The sequence below is a fragment of the Calothrix sp. CBUCES-K 9914 genome (assembly GCF_059640475.1).
Genome location: NZ_JBXXZH010000197.1, coordinates 1 through 18,122, shown reverse-complemented (window position 1 = coordinate 18,122; position 18,122 = coordinate 1). Strand labels below are relative to the sequence as shown.

General features: G+C 40.0%; 12 protein-coding genes and 1 pseudogene. 3 read left to right on the top strand and 10 right to left on the bottom strand.

Annotation, left to right across the window (positions count from 1 at the left end):
* Positions 1–79 precede the first annotated feature (79 nt).
* The 6 genes from scyF to scyA all read right to left on the bottom strand — a co-directional run bounded on the left by scyF (position 80) and on the right by scyA (position 8,168).
* Entirely contained in the window at positions 80–1,285 is a 1,206-nt protein-coding gene (gene scyF / locus AC2JBO_RS32235) for a scytonemin biosynthesis PEP-CTERM protein ScyF (protein ID WP_496957713.1), read from the bottom strand.
* Between the two features lie 101 nt (positions 1,286–1,386).
* Complete coding sequence (locus AC2JBO_RS32230) at positions 1,387–2,805, bottom strand: ScyD/ScyE family protein (RefSeq protein ID WP_496957712.1); 1,419 nt, start codon at positions 2,803–2,805, stop codon at positions 1,387–1,389.
* A 139-nt stretch (positions 2,806–2,944) separates the two neighbouring features.
* Positions 2,945–4,093: a ScyD/ScyE family protein gene (locus AC2JBO_RS32225; RefSeq protein WP_496957711.1), complete on the bottom strand. Its 1,149-nt coding sequence runs from the start codon at positions 4,091–4,093 to the stop codon at positions 2,945–2,947.
* Positions 4,094–4,182: 89 nt separating this feature from the next.
* Complete coding sequence (scyC, locus tag AC2JBO_RS32220; protein WP_496957714.1) at positions 4,183–5,157, bottom strand: scytonemin biosynthesis cyclase/decarboxylase ScyC; 975 nt, start codon at positions 5,155–5,157, stop codon at positions 4,183–4,185.
* Positions 5,158–5,217: 60 nt separating this feature from the next.
* Positions 5,218–6,282: a tryptophan dehydrogenase ScyB gene (gene scyB / locus AC2JBO_RS32215; RefSeq protein WP_496957710.1), complete on the bottom strand. Its 1,065-nt coding sequence runs from the start codon at positions 6,280–6,282 to the stop codon at positions 5,218–5,220.
* A 41-nt stretch (positions 6,283–6,323) separates the two neighbouring features.
* On the bottom strand, positions 6,324–8,168 hold the full coding sequence (gene scyA / locus AC2JBO_RS32210) for a scytonemin biosynthesis protein ScyA (protein WP_496957709.1): 1,845 nt from the start codon (positions 8,166–8,168) through the stop codon (positions 6,324–6,326).
* Positions 8,169–9,310: 1,142 nt separating this feature from the next.
* Here scyA and AC2JBO_RS32205 point away from each other — a divergent pair.
* The 3 genes from AC2JBO_RS32205 (at position 9,311) to AC2JBO_RS32195 (ending at position 13,098) form a co-directional block, all read left to right on the top strand.
* Positions 9,311–11,200: a scytonemin biosynthesis sensor histidine kinase gene (locus tag AC2JBO_RS32205; RefSeq protein ID WP_496957708.1), complete on the top strand. Its 1,890-nt coding sequence runs from the start codon at positions 9,311–9,313 to the stop codon at positions 11,198–11,200.
* A 44-nt stretch (positions 11,201–11,244) separates the two neighbouring features.
* Positions 11,245–12,075, top strand: a complete 831-nt coding sequence (locus tag AC2JBO_RS32200) for a response regulator transcription factor (protein WP_496957707.1) — start codon at positions 11,245–11,247, stop codon at positions 12,073–12,075.
* Positions 12,076–12,639: 564 nt separating this feature from the next.
* Positions 12,640–13,098, top strand: a complete 459-nt coding sequence (locus tag AC2JBO_RS32195) for a pentapeptide repeat-containing protein (protein ID WP_496957706.1) — start codon at positions 12,640–12,642, stop codon at positions 13,096–13,098.
* Positions 13,099–13,153: 55 nt separating this feature from the next.
* Here the strand turns inward: AC2JBO_RS32195 and AC2JBO_RS32190 are convergent, their stop codons facing one another.
* The 4 genes and pseudogenes from AC2JBO_RS32190 to AC2JBO_RS32175 form a co-directional block, all read right to left on the bottom strand.
* Positions 13,154–14,497: a TldD/PmbA family protein gene (locus AC2JBO_RS32190; protein ID WP_496957705.1), complete on the bottom strand. Its 1,344-nt coding sequence runs from the start codon at positions 14,495–14,497 to the stop codon at positions 13,154–13,156.
* A 65-nt stretch (positions 14,498–14,562) separates the two neighbouring features.
* Positions 14,563–16,038 carry a TldD/PmbA family protein gene (locus tag AC2JBO_RS32185; RefSeq protein WP_496957704.1) on the bottom strand — a complete coding sequence of 492 codons (1,476 nt, stop codon included), beginning with the start codon at positions 16,036–16,038 and terminating at the stop codon, positions 14,563–14,565.
* A gap of 206 nt (positions 16,039–16,244) precedes the next feature.
* Positions 16,245–16,541: pseudogene (locus AC2JBO_RS32180) on the bottom strand (XisI protein); the annotation flags it as partial.
* 20 nt (positions 16,542–16,561) lie between these two features.
* On the bottom strand, positions 16,562–17,938 hold the full coding sequence (locus AC2JBO_RS32175) for a cytochrome P450 (protein WP_496957703.1): 1,377 nt from the start codon (positions 17,936–17,938) through the stop codon (positions 16,562–16,564).
* Positions 17,939–18,122: the final 184 nt, after the last annotated feature.

Sequence of the window (18,122 nt, the reverse complement as noted above, 5' to 3'; positions counted from 1 at the left end):
GCTAACCATCTTGACAAATCCGATTTGAGAGGGAATGAAACAGCCCTGCCTTATTAAGGGGGGGTTAGGGGGGGATCAATTAGGCTAATTCCACTTTTGCAAGTAACTTTTCGCCTAACATTCTTTGCCGCCGACGCTTGATTACTATGTTTGCAGCAGCTATTCCAAGCAAGCCAAAGCCAAATAGTGAACCAGGTTCCGGTACTTTTGTTCTGCCTTGGTCAACATTCAATACTTGAACACGACCTTGGAAGAAGTCACCAACGTAAAGCTTGCCATCCCTTAATGATGTACCAGCAGTCCAGTTAAACCGACCTGGCGCCAGGTCAAGAGTTGTACCAAAAGGTGGTTCACCTAGTTGTGGAGGTGCTACAGGATTACCATTAGCATCGCGCGCAACTTCACCATAGGAAGTTAAGAATTTACCGTTTTTGTCGAATACCTGAACGCGACTATTTATTGAGTCAGCCACATAAATATTCTCCTGATCATCTATTTCTAAACCAATTGGCTGATTAAACTGTCCTGACCCAGTACCTTGTTCGCCAAAGCTTAAAAGAGGTTTACCTGTTGGGTCAAGTACTTGAACACGGTTATTAAACTGGTCAGACACATAAAAATTTCCACTAACAGGGGAAATTCTTAGACCTGCTGGCCCTTGAAACTGCCCAGGCGCCGTTCCAGAAGTACCGATGCTGCCAATTAATTGACCATTTGGAGTGTATTTATTGATTTTATCGCCGCTAAAATCACCTATATACACATTGTTGTCTTTGTCAAATGCTACACCAGAAGGTCCAAAGAATGCTCTACCTGGAATTAAACCTCCAAACTCACCGAATGAGTTGATAAAGTTGCCGTTAGGGTCATAGACGTTAACACGGTTGTTAAAAACGTCACCTACGTAGAGATTCCCAGTTGTTGGAGAGAATTCTAAAGCTGATGGTTCGTCGAACTGTCCAACTCCTTTACCACCTTCTCCAACTGCCTTAATCCAAGTACCGTTTTGATCGTATACTTCGACTCGGTTGCCAATGGCTGGGTTAAAGGTGCCGTCTGGATTTAGACCGCGACCGTTACTAACATAAACATTCCCTGTTGATTGTTGTACCGTGATACCTTGGGGCACAAATAGTTCTCCAGGTTCGCCAATTGGAGGTCCGAAACCAGGTTGGCCAATCTGCCCGTCGTAGCTTAATGTCACAGCGGACGCTTGGCTAGTTGCTGCCATAAACATGCATCCAGCACTAGCAATCGTTAGAGACAGATTTTTTACTAATCCCATAGTGAATATTTGGTGAGTGTAAGGTATACTCTTTCTTTGCTTAACTTGGTTCCCGGTCTAGTCTGGGAACTTTTTCATACGAACTGTGTGAGGAGTAAAAATTAAAGTGTCTCTACTTTTGCTAGCAACTCTTCGCCTAGCTCTTCTTGTTGTTTGCGTTTGCGTAATCTGGTTGCCAATGCGCTAAATGCAATTAGTCCCGCGACTGTTGCAGGTTCAGGAACTTTTCTACCTTCACTTTCACCACCTTTGAGGTCAATCTTGACAAGTTGTCCTGTTCCAGCAAGTCGCGCGCGGTTTGCAGTATACAAGTTACCATCAGGCCCAAATTCTAAGCCAGAAGCAGCTTCTAACCCGTTACCACTCCAAATTGTTGAGCGACTACCATCTTTAGCAATTTTGATGATTGAACCACTAATATCACCAGTGACTACACCACCTTGTTGAATTTCTTTCCACTCAGAATTATTGATGTGTTGTAAGACATACATGTTGCCATCTTTGTCGTAGGTCACACCTGTTAGCTGGGTAAAGCCAGTGTCTAGTACTGTACCTGTTGTTTCTTTACCAGCAGGATTTATTCCTGTTGTTGTCAAATTATCGTCAATACTAAAGACGCGCGCTTTTCCTTCTGGATATGGGAAATAAGTATACTCAGAAACTGTTAAACTACCATCTGGAGCAATTGCGATACCTGTAGGTACTGATTGGTTTGATTGTGGCAGACCATTAGCAGCTTCTGTAAAACCAGGGGGTAGGGGGGCTTTGGTGCCATCGGGTTGTAATGTTGGGTCTACTGTACCTTCAGGAAGTTTTGGTAATTGGTCTAGAGTTAATTGTACCGGTTGTTCGGCGAAGGCTTTTACAACCTTAATACCACTACCATCAAGTCCAACTTTAGAAATAGTGTTTGCACCACCATCTACAACGTAAGCATCATCACCCTTAATTGCAAACGCATAAGGGTTAGAAATTATGTCAGTACCGTCAGCATTATTTGCGATTTCATAAGCTCCAAAATCTGCAAGAGTTGTTAACGCTTTAGTGTTTAAATCTAGCTTGTATAATTTTCCAAGGTCAGGCGTTTTTAAAGTAGTGTCGCGCTCTCCCGGATTACCAGCTAAACCCATTAAAAAATAAGCGTTTCCTTTAGAATCAAATTTAAAGTCCGCAGGTCCAGCAGCTTGTTCTCCAGAGGGTACTAATCCTAAAGATGTAAGGTCTGGAAGTATAGTTGTCTTTGTACCATCGGCGCCAATCTTAAGTAAGCTACCAGTTGTACCAGCACATAATGGAATATATTGTGCGCTAGGTGATGGAATACATCTACCGTCTGCACCATCTCCACCTTTGCCACTCGTTGTTAAGTAGATGCTGCCGTCAGAAGCAAAGTCAAAATTTCGGGGGTTATCAAGACCATCAGCAATTACCGACAGTGAAGCTGCTTTTGCTGCTTGTGGTACGGCAAATACTGCTACTGAAAGACCAACAAACGTAAGAGTAATATTTTTGAGTTTCATGTTTTGTAAATTAAATAATTTGGAAAGAGTTGTAGGGTGCGTGAAAGCTATTACAGTCTTCAATGAAATGAAATATTAAACTGCTTTCACGCACCAAAACTTGTAAGGTGCGTGACGCTACTAGTTCATTAGTTTTGCTTCATGATTGTTGTGGCGTCACGCACCCTACGCGGATGACTTGACCTTGACCTGGGCGCCCACCTCGATTTATTAAATAGAAGGCATTATCACCGCCTATCACTAAAGCAGCAGGCGCCTCTAACCCTTCACCACTCAAAATAGTTGTGCGAGTACCATCGGGCGCTATTCTGATTAGTGAGCCTTCTTGTTTTCCTTTCCATCCTGACTGATTCATATGCTGTAAAGCATATAAATTACCCTCAGTATCGAAAGCTAAATCAATTAATTGTGTAAAGCCATCCGCAAAGACTGTTGTTTCTCCGTTAGCGTCTATTCGGTAGATTTTTGCTCCACCTTCTGGAAAAGGAAAACCAGTGAACGTGCTAACGTAATAAGCTTTATCAGTACCTTTAACGATACTTGTTGGAACTGGTGCAATTCTTATCTGTGATGGTCTTGTATCACGATAATCATCAGGTGATGGTGTATGTCCCTTATCAAAATTGTGGGCGCCAAAACCTGGAAAGATTGGATTAGTTAATACTTGAAAAGGAAGTACTGTTTCAAGCTTCAAATTAGTTCCGTCAGTACTTACTCTTAATATATCATTTGCACCAGCATCAACTATAACAAGATTCTGTAAAGTTTCGTCTTCATCGATTAAAAACCCCAAAGGGTTACTAACTAGATCATTATTGTCTGGATTGTAAGTAAGTTCGTAGTTAGCAATGTCAGCAATAGCAGTCCAACAATTTGTATTAAAGTTGACAGTAACTATTTTTCCTAGGTCGGTATTACCTAATACGTGACGAGACTCTGGATTCGCAGCATAGCCAATTAATACATAAGCTAAACCTTGAGAATCAAATTTTATATCGTGAGGACCCGCTGCTCCTGTGCCATCTGGAAATGCTACAGAAGGTAATCCCGTCATTACACGTTTGACTTTATTACTTCCATTATTAATCTCAATTTTTGTAATGGCGCCTGTCGTACCATAATGTAGATTACCTTGACCACTAGCTGATGGTATCGAAGTTCCACTGCCCCCTGTTCCTGCTTCTGTTATATAAAGACTACCATCCGGACTAAAGCAAAGTCCCTTTGGGTTATAAAGATTATCTGCAATTACTGTAAACTGTGTTTTTGTAGCTTCTTGAAGTTTCATATATTAAGTAACGTAACTTATAGATAAAAGTTACAAGGTCGAAACCCTGTAACAAGAGTGTATTCATGAGGATGAGGAATTGTTAGTAATTAACGAGCAACTGTTGCCAATTCTCGTTTTGCAACAGGAATATAACTTTGACCACGGTTAAATGCATCAAAGTTACCAGCTTTGCCTTCAGTTAAACGTTTAATATTCATACTTTCGGCACCAAAGTCCTCAAGTTGAAGTTTGCCGTGAGGTAATTGTTCGCTCCCGTTCCAAAATGTGATACGGTGCAGAATAAAACCAGGCGCCTCTGGGTCACCAAAAGCATAAGATGCTGGTATTAACATGCTAGGACAGCGCTGATAAAAGTTTTGCTCTGGATAAAAGAATTCATGCTCAACTAAATACCATTTGCTAGTAGGTTGAACTCGCAAGGTAACTTTTACTTTCTGGTCATACTCATCTCGATAATTACCTTCAAGCGGGGAAACCTCACCATCAGAACTTAGCAAGTGTGCCCAGTCATTCATATTATTTAGGTCTGACAAATATTCAACCCCAACTTCAATTGGAGCATCTACATAAATAGTGTCAGTATCAATGTAATATTTACCTTTAGCGGCGCCAGTTAGACCTGCTTTACGCTCTAAATTTCCTTTGAGTGAACGACATTCAGAGGTATGTACAGTATGAATTCCCTGCATAATCATCTGAGTTTGTCGTTTTGGGTCAACAAAACTCAACCAGTGAAAGTAAACGCCTTTTTCATCGGTTCCCGGTTCAATGTAATCACTAGGGAAAAGCAGAACAGGGTAAACTTGATAATATTTTTGATATTCAAGTCCACAATGCCATTCAATACCGTAGAAAAATGGGTGCTGTAGTTTTTTAACATGATAGTACAAGAGTTTGTGATACCCAGAAGCTGTCCCCATCCAGGTATTTTCATCAACTTGTTCTGTCATTCGGCTATATAAAGTCCACTCATCCAAATTTTTAAGACCACAAAGATAGTCGAAAGCTGTTTCGGGTGAAGTAGCAATATAAGCCGATGTTGCAAACGTATTTTTTTCCATAACTAATATTTGATAAATTAACATTTGTGGAACAGGCATCCTGCCTGTCCCTTCTATTCCTTATGCAGCGATTGCCTGATAGTTACTCTTTCTCGCCTTCATAATTCTGTCTTCAGCTATGAGCTTAGAAGCATCATTAGTTGTGATACCTCGCTGTTGAGCGCGACTGAATATTTCTAGCAAAGTATCGTAAATATTATTTACTTGTTGAAAAGCTTTTTCTTCGTTGTAGCCAATCATTTCGTTATAAACGTTGATTAAACCACCTGCATTAATTACATAGTCAGGACAATATGTAATATTTTTATCGCTTAACATTTGACCGTGAAGTTTTTCCTGACCTAATTGATTATTTGCGGCACCAGCAATTACTGAAGCGCGCAGTTGTGGTATTGTTTGACTATTCAATATACCACCCATCGCACAAGGTGAGAAAATATCAACGTCTTGAGAGTAAATATCCTCTGGTTCAACTACTGTTGCACCAAACAATTTTTTTACTTCAGTAGCTTTTTCGCAACTTATATCAGTAACATATAACTTGGCGCCGTGTTCATATAAATGCTGACAAACATTTTTACCAACATTTCCCAAACCTTGTACAGCAACTTTTATACCCTGTAAATCTACAGTGTTTAACTGAAATTGTACAGCGGCTCTAATACCTAAAAATACTCCCCAAGCGGTTACAGGAGCAGGACCACCGGATTTTTCCTCTACTCCAACAACATATTTAGTTTCTTTACTGATTGTGCGTACATCATCTGGGGTAAGGTTTATATCTTGCCCAGTGATAAAACGTCCATTCAATTTTTGAATAAAACGTCCATAAGCATGGAGTAAATCATCGGTTTTCTGTTCGGGTTTGGCAATAATTACAGCTTTACCACCACCTGCAGGAATATTAGCACATGCAGCTTTATATGTCATTCCGCGACTGAGACGCAATGCATCATTGAGTGCAGCTTCTTCATTCGGATAAGGAAACAAACGTGTTGCTCCCATTGCTGGACCAAGACTTGTGTCATGAATTGCAATTATTGCTTTAATATCAGGGTCTTTCCCATGACAGAAAAGTACCTGCTCATGACCCATCTCGCTGACGTTTTCAAATAAATTGACCATTGTTAACTGTTATTAAAGGCTACTCACTACTCACTACTCACTTAGATATTCGGAAATGAAACTTGCTCTGTTTTCGTTTTGCTTGGAGTTGCTTTGACTCCTTGTGCTGCTAAACCTTGGTTACGTCCTTTTGAAGGCGCCTTCCGATTTGGATCTATCAATACATCAATGACGAAGGGTTCAGATGTTCTCATCGCGATTTCAATAGCACTTTCTAAATCTGATTCGTTCTCAACACGAACTCCTTCAGCGCCCATACCACGAGCAACCATTACAAAGTCAGTTTCAGGAATTGTTGCATCAGCACCAGTCATACCCAACATTTGCATACCCTGATAACACATGTTATAACGAGCATCGTTGAGAATAATCCAGACAGCAGGAATTCCATACTTGACGGCGGTGTTAATTTCGTTATTCATTAGCATCGAACCGTCCCCGACTATAGCAACTGCTTTTCCTTTACGCGCAAACGCGGCGCCGACAACTCCAGTTGCAACGTGACCCATCGCACCAACACCAGTACTAACGCGGTAACGATTAGCTTCCGGAAATCTTAGATAATGCGTTGACCAGGTGAAAGAATTACCTGACTCTGCCATTACAATCGCATCACTACCTTCAACAATTACTTTCTGTATCGCTTCCATTAACACTTCCGGTCTAACGAGTGGTACTGTCGCTTCTTTTATTTCTTCTTTTTCGGGATTTTGAAGTTCTAATGTCAATGCAGAAGGAAAATACGAAGGCAAGCGTTCATTGATCGCTTTTACAAAAGTTTTGATGTCAGATTGAATTGGGAAGGTTTGAGCATTTGGATAAGCAACTCCAGGCACTTCTGGGTTACAGTCAACGTGAATAAAACCATCAAGAGGAATCATTGCAGGATTCCAAAATGATGTTGGTTCACCCAAGCGAGTCCCTAACACCAAGGTGTGGACAGGAGTTTGTTCTTGCATGTGAGTCATGACTGAACCATGTCCACCCAATCCTGTTACACCAATAAACTGAGGATGGTTTTCAGGGAAAATACCTTTGCCGCGCGGTGAACACATTACAGCGGCGCCAGTACGTTCTGCAAGTTCAAGGATTTCTTTACTCGCGTGACGGGCGCCAAACCCTACCCAAATCGAGAAGGAACCTTGACTAAGCAACTCTAGTGTTTGTGTAATTGCTTCTTCACTCACTGCCATTGAAGCACAATGTGTTCCGAGTTGAGGGATGACAACACTATCAACAGGGCTATTTTGAACTGCTGTAGGAATACTTAAATGGGCTACAAATCCACCTGGTTGTGCTAAACCTAATGCGAGTCGGCGGAAAATTTGCGGCAGTTGAGCAGGTGACTCGATTGTTGTTGCGTAATTAAATAATGTACCAGATGTAAAAATGCCATCGTTAGGCAATGTAGAAGTACTAGTCTCTTGAATTGCCCATCTTCCACGCTGTGGAGCAGAAGTACAAGCCGAAAGTAAAATAACTTTTGCTCCCTCTCCGCGCGCGGCAAATAATCCAGTCAAGGCGTTTGTGATACCTGGACCTGCGGTGGTAAAAGTTACAGTTGGAGAATCTGAGGCAAAATATGCTTCCGCAGCAGCAAATGCGGCGCCTGTTTCGTGGCGATAGTTAAGAACTTGCACTTTGCTATTCGACAGCGCTCCCCACAATGCCGCCATTGCTCCACCTGCTACACCATGCGCGCTCTCGACTCCTAAATTTTCCAGCATCCGTACAACTGCTTCGGCAACGTTGAGCGGTTGTACTGACTGTTCTGGTTGAAAATTACTGATTTCTATCGGCTCAAGAGAACCGCCATCACCTAATGCAAATTTTTGCGGTGCCTCGGTCATCGAGGCTATTGCAGATGTGGTGTTGTTATGGCTCATGTTGTTGATTTCCAGATAATTCCCGTGCTTGCTTACGATTAATTTTTCAAGCTGGACTTACACTTACAGCCATATATCGCGCTGTCGAGCTACTACTTAAAGCTTACAACTCAACATAAAACAGCTTGATTCAAGTTGAGGACAGTTTCTATACCTTCCCTTTCTAAGTGGTAAGGAAGAAATTTAACATTCGTTAAACTTGTTCTCATGGTCATAAGAGTACAAAAGCTTTACTATATACTGCAATGAACTTTCTTTTGATTCGGTTATCAATTTTTTCTCTGTAGCAAGATATGGCGCCAACTATGCTTTTTAATTAGATGTACCTCTATAAAAAACTCACAATCAACTTAATTTTCATGTTATGCGTAAATTGTCGGATGTTTAACAGCAGATTATTTTTATGGTTGTTACTAAGTAATGTGACATCGCATACATCACATGTATATATAATATACGTCTTAAGATAGATGCATTGCTGGAAGCTAGTAAATTCGCTTTTCACGTACTTCTAATGATGGATGACTGGATAAATAACTTTATAGTTAAATCCCCGTAGGAGTAATTAATTAGGAGATAAAAATGAGTTTTATTCTACACAAGTGTTTAAGATTACACTGAAGAAATTAACTAACGAATTTATACCTTTGTATATATGAAACGCTATCCGCGTGACATATGTACATTCAAAAATAGTGAGTTGCGGGTAGTTAGATTCCCGACCAAATTCAATTATTTTATTTGATAAGCATCAAAATGATTTACGTAAAAATTTATTTTTGTATTTGGGTTGCCAATTTAGATTTTAACTATTTCTGAATTTAGTAAACAGATTTATGTTTTTTTCCATAAAGCTTAACTGGGATTTATTTTACATAAATAAATGCCTCATTTTATTATGGGAAAAATTTTGTTTACTATAAAGATAAAGAAAATATAAAATTTATGCACGCAAATAATATTTATATCTTAAGATTATTTATAGTATCCCTTACAGTAATTGAATAATCGGCTAAGTTTTGTATAAAGTAGTTAACAATAAATAAACCTCTTAGTCTGATAACTAGATTTAATCTAGGTTGAAGGCTAAGGAGTTGTAAATCGTCTGTGTCTGCTAACCGTCTCGTGGTGCTTCAACAGTAATGTTTGTATTGGAAAGTAGCGGATTTGCTGATTCTTTATTAAATCGAGCCATTGATGCAGCTTTTTGCGTCAACGAATCAGGGTATTTTCTATATGTTAATAACGCGATGTGTCATCTAACCGGGTATTCGCGTGAGCAACTGATGCAAATGTCTCTGTTTGATGTTGACACTGGAACATTATTAAAGAACTGGGTAGGAGTATGGGAAGAAATTAAGAAAGAACCTTTGACACTAACTTCAAAATTTCGTAATTTTAATAGTCAAACGCTTCCAGTTGAAATATTAATTTCCTATGCTGAAGAAAATGGGGTAAAGTTTGGATGTGGATATTTACGTCATCCAAGGACATTCCCTCAACCAGACAATCATCGCTACGAATTACCAACTGAATTTTCCTCAGATTATAAAAAGACAGAGGCAGACCTTGAAGCATCACTAGCATTGTTACGTTCCACCCTTGAATCTACTGCAAATGGAATACTTGCCGTCAACTTTGAGGGTGAAATTCTTTGCTATAACCAAAAATTCATGGACATGTGGCGCCTGCCCATTACTCAAGTACGTCTCTCGAAAAGTTGTGAACGCGCGAAAGCATTTTTTGAATCTCAGGTCAAAGACCCAGAAATGTTTCTCCGCTGTGTTTGGGATTTGCCACCACACATAGACTCTGAGCGTTACAACTTAATCGAACTTAAAGACGGGAGAATTTTTGCCCATTACTCTGAACCACATCGTTTAAAGGGAGAAATCATCGGTCGAGTTTGGAGTATATGGGATATTACTGAGTCTCAACAAACTGAGCAAGCTTTACGAGTTAACGAAGCTCGCTTTCGGACTCTAGCAGAAACTAATCAAGCAAGCATTTTTTTAATTAGGGGTATACATCTATGTTATGCCAATCCAGCTGCTGAAACCTTAACTGGATATACACTTAGCCAGATGATATCAGAAGTGCAGCTTGATAAACTCTTTAAAAGTAAGCGTTTACGACAAGTCAACAAGGAAAGTGGAGGTGCGAGTGAGTATCAGGAGATGCAAATTGTTACTAAAAGTGGAGTTGAAAGGTGGTTAGCTTGTACTGTCGCATCAGCTAATGGTATTTTTGATTTCAATAATGAGCTTGTACAATTAATCACAGCAATAGATATTACTGACTACAAACAAGCCGAGTCAGAAGTACTTCAAGCGTTAGAGCAAGCAAAACTTTTGAGTGAGTTACGTGAACGGTTTGTTTCAATGCTTTGTCATCAATTTCGTACACCATTGAATGTAGTTTCGTTCTCAGCTGATTTATTAAGGCGACATATTCATCAATGGAACGAAGAAAAGAATCGCTCATATTTAGATTTAATATTAACAGCCGTTGAACAGTTAGGGCATTTGCTCGATGACATTCTTTTGTATGGTAAAGCAGATGCAGCAAAGTTAGAATCTCAACCGCGTCAAATTGAGTTAGATAAATTTTGCCGGGACATTGCTATGCAAGTCCAGCTAGCTGATGGAAATCAAAAGCTCATTGATGTTATTAATCACGAAAACCTTACCAATGTTTATTTAGACCCCAAATTGTTACAACATATTCTAAATAATTTACTTTCAAATGCAGTTAAATATTCGCCAATTGGTAGTACAATTACTTTGAACCTGACTCGAAAAGAGCAGAATATTCTCTTTCAAGTAAATGATACAGGAATTGGGATACCAGCAATTGATCAATCATACGTGTTTGAGCCATTTTATCGAGGTAATAACATTGATAGCATTCCTGGTTCTGGTTTAGGCTTATCAATTGTCAAAACTTTGGTGGAATTACACTGCGGTAAAATTAGTTTTGACAGCAAAGTTGGTGTAGGTACTACATTTGTAGTAACTTTACCTTCTAAATAAATTAACTATTAACGTCCTACATCTTGAAAAACTTCTCACTAACTATGAAACAAATTGCATCCAAAACAGTTCTCGTCATTGAAGATGATAGAGCTACTCGTAACCTTTATCTTGATGGTTTATCTGCTGAAGGATTCAATGTAGTCGGCGCCGAAAACGGTATGATTGGTCTACAAAGAGCGCAAACACATCTGCCTGATGTAATAGTATGCGATATCAAAATGCCGGATATTAACGGTTTCGATGTCTTAACTGCACTTCAGGAGGACTCAGTAACCGCAATTATTCCATTTATTTTTCTCGCAGCTAGTGGCGCCAAAGCTGATATCCGTAAAGGAATGGAGTTAGGAGCAGACGATTATGTTATCAAACCCTCAACTATAGATGAACTGACACGGGCAATTGCAACCCAACTCAGAAAACAAAAACATCTCAAAGAATGGTATACGCGCGAATGTAACCAAATATTGGAAAACGCCGAGCCAAGTAAAAGTACAACTAAGTCTGAGTCAATATTTCCTGCAAACACACAACTCCAAGAAGTTTTTGACTACATCGAAGCAAACTTTCATTTGGGGATCACTTTATGTGATGTTGCCAGTGCTGTCGGATATTCAGCTGCATATCTTACACATCGAGTTGCAAAACAGACTGGAGATACAGTAAACGGTTGGATTGTTCAGCGTCGAATGGCTGCCGCGCGAGATTTATTACAAGAGAGCAAACAAACAATAGAGCAAATTTCTACAGCTTTAGGTTATCAAAACGCCTGTCACTTTTCACGCCAGTTCCGTCAGCACCACGATATTCCACCGCAAACCTGGCGCAAAAAACATCAGTCAATGCGCCGCTTAAGAAATATGTTAATCGGCTAGTCAATAAAAATGCAATTGCGTGCGAGGCGTGAGTTCTCCTAATTCATCACATTTTACATACATTAGTATTTTTTAGTACAGGGGCTAATCTATTAATTCGTCTTAAATCCAATACGAAAACTTGCCCCTGCTATTCATTTAAATTCAGAATACATTTTGTACTGCTGCCCCTTGACTGAATTTCACTCGGTTTTACATAGATAAATACGCGCTAAGTCACCCAGATTATAATATCACTGATTGTACTGATAACAAAATATACTTGTTGCAGTTTGATAACTGGCACATTGGAGAGGCGTAAATCGAATCGAAACTCTAACAAAATTCAATAAACATAGGGTATTCCCTTACTTCTGTATTCTATAAACACTTTCAGCCCAACGAAAGATTTTTAAGTACTACTGAAGCGCGATGTAATTTTTCTGGAATGCGCGACAATGGTGTTGTAGCAAGTAAGTAAGAGGTTGAGGCTAAATCAACAAAGTCATGTTACTACGTTGATTTTGACCAGCCGACTACTAACAAATGCAAATACCAATTGTGAGACAGCGTGGAGGAAAAGACATGAAAACTAAGTTTTTTGCAGCAGTTGCTTTAGTTAGTGCTTTTGCTTTTGTATCACCTGCTGGAGCGCAAGGCAAGACAAGTACAAATAGTGTTAGTGCAAACGCACGTCGTTTAGTACAAACGAGAGAATGTAATGGTTGTGACTTAAGTGGAGCAAATCTTCAAGGTGCCCATTTGATAGGGGCAGATTTGCGGAATGCCAATTTGAAAGGTGCGAATCTCAAAAACGCGAATTTAGAAGGGGCAGATTTAACAGGTGCGAACCTCCAATCGGCTAACCTAACATCAGCATTTATCAACAGCGTTAGCATGAATGATGCAAACCTAACTAACGCCAATCTTACCAATGCTCATTTTGTCAGCGCTGAACTAGATAACGCCATTCTTATCGGTGCAAACTTGACGGGAACCCAACTGTATAATGTCAACGTTGGTGTAGGTGGAGAAAATCCATAAATCGTAGTATAGGTAATATGTGTAGGACAGGCAAGATGCCTATCCTACAAAGGTTTTAATCTCCGGTTATTGAAAGACCTTCAACCCATACTCGTGGGCAAACACCCCCAGGAGTTAACTCTGGTTCTTTCTCTATATATATAATCGAATTCAAAACCGACAGAAAATCACCTGCAACAGTAGCAGATTCGATACTTGTTTTCACGCCTTTATTGACCATCCATCCGTCAAAAGGTAATGAAAATGAACCTTGAAGCGCCTTTACACCCGCATGAAGCGCTTGCAAATCGTCAATCAAAATTACATTCTCAGCAGTTTCCAAGCTATACTCCTTTTCTGCCTGGGCGCCTGCATAGACGTGATAAAAATGTGGACTAACGCTAACTTTAGCGCCTATATTCGCATTTCCCGTAGGTTGAGCATTGAGTCGTTTTGCTGTACCTGCACTATGAAGGAATCCTTTTAAAACTCCATTTTCGATTAAAGAGACTTTACGTGTTGGAGTTCCTTCACCATCAAAAGATTCGGCGCCTACATTTGCTGGGTGTAGTGCATCGTCATAGACGCTAAGTAAAGGTGATGCTATTTGCTTGCCGATATCATCAGGGGTTGAAAGGCTTTGCTTATCGAGAATACTTTGAGCGTTGTATAAGTTAGAGAAGGCGCCTAACAAGCTTAAGAAAGCTTCAGGTGAGAATACAACAGTGTATTTACCAGTTTGAACTTTTTCGTAATTAAGGTGGCTAATTGTTTTGTCGGCAGTCTCTTGAATACAGCCATCCACATCTAAATCTTTGACACCATGACTGATTCTAAACGCACCTCCACTACGAGGTTTTTTACCCTCTTCTTCTGTCTTACTATATAGATACACAGAAGCTAGCGAGTGCGACTCAGTTCTCAGGGCGCCATCACTATTAAGGTAAAATCTATCGACATCACGCTGCGATAAATTATTGTACGGTACACCCTTAATTGCTGGATGCTTCGCCATTAATTCTTTCTCAGCTGAAATCAGGCTTTGAATTAACTCATTAACAGGTGCCTGTTCAACTTTATCAGAAGAATTTTCTACATTTAGAGGTGCAGTTGCTTCTGGACTAAAGTCAGGAACATTTTCCTTGACACCAAAAAAGCTAGCTTCATATGCTGTTTTTAAAGCCAACTCCAAACCTTTGGCATCTACATCAGTAGTACTCGTGACACCAACAGTATCCTGTTCGTTCCAAACGCGAACCGTCACACCAGATAAATTAGAAGCCTTAACTTGTCTTGGTTCACCTTGGTCTACCTGTACACTAGTAGAATCAACACTTGAACCATAAATATCAAACTTCTTAATCCCAAGTTTGCTTGCACTATCTGTAGCCGCAGAAGCGATTTCTTGAATTTTTGCCATATATATTTAGATATTGAATGATTACATAGGTTGGCTTCGCTAAAGCGCAACCCAACACCAAATGATTAACGTCCACCAACAGTTATCGAATCAACCTTGATATGAGGTTGACCCACAGTAGTATAAATACTGCCACTAACAGAACCACAGAAACCAGGCGCCAAAGATAAATCTTGTGAACACATAGAAATCTTGTTCATAATTTCTTTCGCTTCGCCGATCAAAATAGCACCCTTAAGAGGCTTAGTAATCTTACCGTTCTCAATTAAATAAGCTTCATCAACACCAAAATTGAATTGTCCAGTAGCGCCAACGCTACCACCACCCATCTTTTTACAATAAATACCCTTATCAACAGAGGCAAAAACCTCATCAAGAGTGTAATCACCAGTTGCAATATAAGTATTCCGCATTCTACTAGCAGCCGCAAAGGTGAAGTTTTGCCGTCTTCCACTACCAGTACGGGGGTGTCCAGTACGCATCGAACCTGCTCTATCTGCCAAGAAATTCTTCAAAACGCCCTTTTCAATTAACAAAGTGCGTTGTGCAGGCATACCTTCGTCGTCCATGTCAATAGTACCGAAGGCATTTTCTGAACGACCTTCATCCCATGCAGTCAAACTTTCGTGAGCTATCTTCTCGCCTTTTTTGTCTGCGAAGGGAGTTGTTTTACGTTCAATTTGAGTAGTTTCGAGTAAATGTCCACAAGCTTCATGGAAAATTACACCACCAAAGTGGTTCGCCATGATAATTGGGTAAGTACCTGATTCTACATAATCGGCATACAGCATTTTACCAGCCGACTCAGAAATATGTTCCGATGCTTCTTTATAATCCCAAGTCCGTAAAAAGTTGGGGTCACTTGTATTACCCGCGCGTTCCGCAATAGAAGTACGGTTGGCGCCATCTGCACACAACAAATTGAAACCTACCGACTGAGTAAGACGAATATCACGAGCAAATGTACCATCGCTAGCTGCTACCAAAACTTCTTGCCAGTCACGGAAATAAGTCGCGCGGCGAGATTGAATATGGCTAGCAGTTCTTTGAAGTTCTGCTGTTCCATCAAGAAGAACTTCGCCCATTTCGCGTATAGGACTACACAACGGTAGCCAGCCATCTTTACCGCGTTTAGTAGCGTAATCTCGTAAAAGTTCTAAATTAATTTCAGGAATAAAAGCATTAGGAGCAGGCAACTGCAACCCCATAATACCAAGAGCTTTTTCTAACGCAGCTTTCAAACCATTAAAAGAAAGGTCGTTAGTTGTGACATAGCAATCAGCTTTACCAAGAAATACACGTACACCCGCACCAGTAGAAAGGCGAGGAGTAATACTTGTGATAGCATCATCCTCAGCAAGACAACTTATATAGTTAACGCGCTCTAGAAAAAACTCAATAAAATCGGCGCCTGCCGCGCGTCCTAATCCTAGTAGGGTAGATAAAGGCGCCTCCCAAGTATCATCAAATCTTTCCTGCGTCGAGGAATATTCAAGAGTCGGGAGTTGCTTAGAAAGAAGTAAAGTATCCGTAATTAACATAAGTTGCTCTACCAGAGGAGTGGTTTTGTTAAGATTGCTTGCTGTTGTGCTTAGTCTAACAAATCCGTACAACCCTTACAGGCAAGCTCAAAGTAGAAGAAACCGAAATTGGCAAGGAATGATAAACGGATGTAACGGATAGGTGATTTTAAATAATTATCTTGTGGAACGGCTGTCCCCAGCCGTTACTATATAAACAGTGCGGATTAATTACTCCCAACCCCTTCCAAAGGCTTAACATCAGAATTATTTTCAACTCCTACACCAAACCCAGTAAATTGTCTAACAAAAGGAGAACGATAGCCTAACACAATATCATTCTTAGGAACACCAGCCTCCACTAATTGTTGAGCAATCCCCTCTTGAGTACCATCTTGTTGAATCCAAATTTGATTATTTCTAATATCAACATGAATCAAACTTCCATACACTTGAGCTTGATCCCGCCAACCAACAAACATAATCAAATAATGACCGTTAGCCCTATCTGCTATTAATTGAACTTCTGTTCCTTCCCCCCAACCTACATAACTGCTGTTGGTAGTTCTTGACGTACTCGCTGCCCAGTGATGAGCATTTTAACTCCATTAGCAGGCGCCAGTGTGACTCCTCGACGCTGGGGTTTTTCATTTGCAGCAGCTAACTTCATCTTATAACGTGAAAGAATAGTAGCCATAACCAATTTCATTTCAAACATTGCTAATGCATCACCAATGCAACGACGGGCACCACCACCAAAAGGCATAAATTCATACTGTGAATATTGCCGTTCTAAAAAACGCTCTGGTCTAAATTCGTTGGAATTTGGGTATAAATCTTTTCTATGATGTAAAAGATATATACAGCCTCCTACTCGTGTACCTGGTTCTAGTGATTTTCCTAGAAGTTCAACAGGTTCTTGAACTAATCTAGTGAAAGTTAACATTGCTACAGGGTGAATTCGTAAAGTCTCATTACAAAAAGCACTCAAATAGGGTAGCCTGAAAATATCCATTGGGTCAGGAGAGTTACCTAAAGAGTTTATTTCTTGTAATAATTTTTTCTGAACTTCCGGCAAATGGTGACTCCAATACAAACCCCAAGCCATTGCTGTCGCTGTAGTTTCATGTCCAACAAATAGCAAAGTTAGTAATTCATCTCGTAATTCTTCGTCGGTCATTGGGTCGCCATTTTCATCGCGCGCTTGCATTAGTAAAGAAAAAATATCAACTCCTTGAGAATGTTGTTTAGATGACCGACGCTCAGAAATTTCAGCGTAGAGTAAATCATCAATTTGTTGACGCTGACGCAAAAAATTACCCCAAGGACTCCAGGCGCCTAAATCTTGGCGTAGAATTGGATAAAGAAGAAAGCTAGAACTTAAAGGTGAGCTAAAAACATTTAGCATCGTTCTTAGTAGCCGCTTTATTTTTTGGAAACGTTCTCCCTCATATAGTCCAAAAACAGTTTGCAAAATAACTTCCAAAGAAATTTGCTGTGTGACTTGATGGGCAACAAAAGGTGTGTTAAAACTTATTTGGCTTAAAACTTGTTCAGTTATCTTACAAATTGACCTTCCATAAGCTTGCATCCGTTCTCCATGAAACGGAGGTATCAAAAGTTGGCGCCGTCGCTTGTGAGATTCACCATTTAGCATTATGATTGAAGAATTACCAAGTAAAGGCTCTAAAATCCTGTTATCTTCACCCGTAGCTATAAACTTCTTTCTATCGTTAGTCAAAATTTCTTGAATAGCCTGGGGATGGTTAACAAATACTATAGTCCCCCCAAAACCAATAATCTGACCAATAAAAATATCAGGATACTGCTTGACAGCGCTTTCCATATATCCTATTGGGTCAACAAGCCATTGCAACTTCTGGAGAAAGAAAGGTTTGTTCAGCTTATTAGGTAATGACATATTATTGCCTCACTAGATTTGCTCATAGTCAGCACAAAGGTGCTAATAACATTAATATATTATCTATAAACTTCTTGTGGAATGGTCATCCTTGCCCGTTTCATACGCATAGGGTTGAAAACTAGTGCAGGCTGGCAAAAATAACTTACCAGCTTCCACATTAAAATAACACCGTGGTAAATAC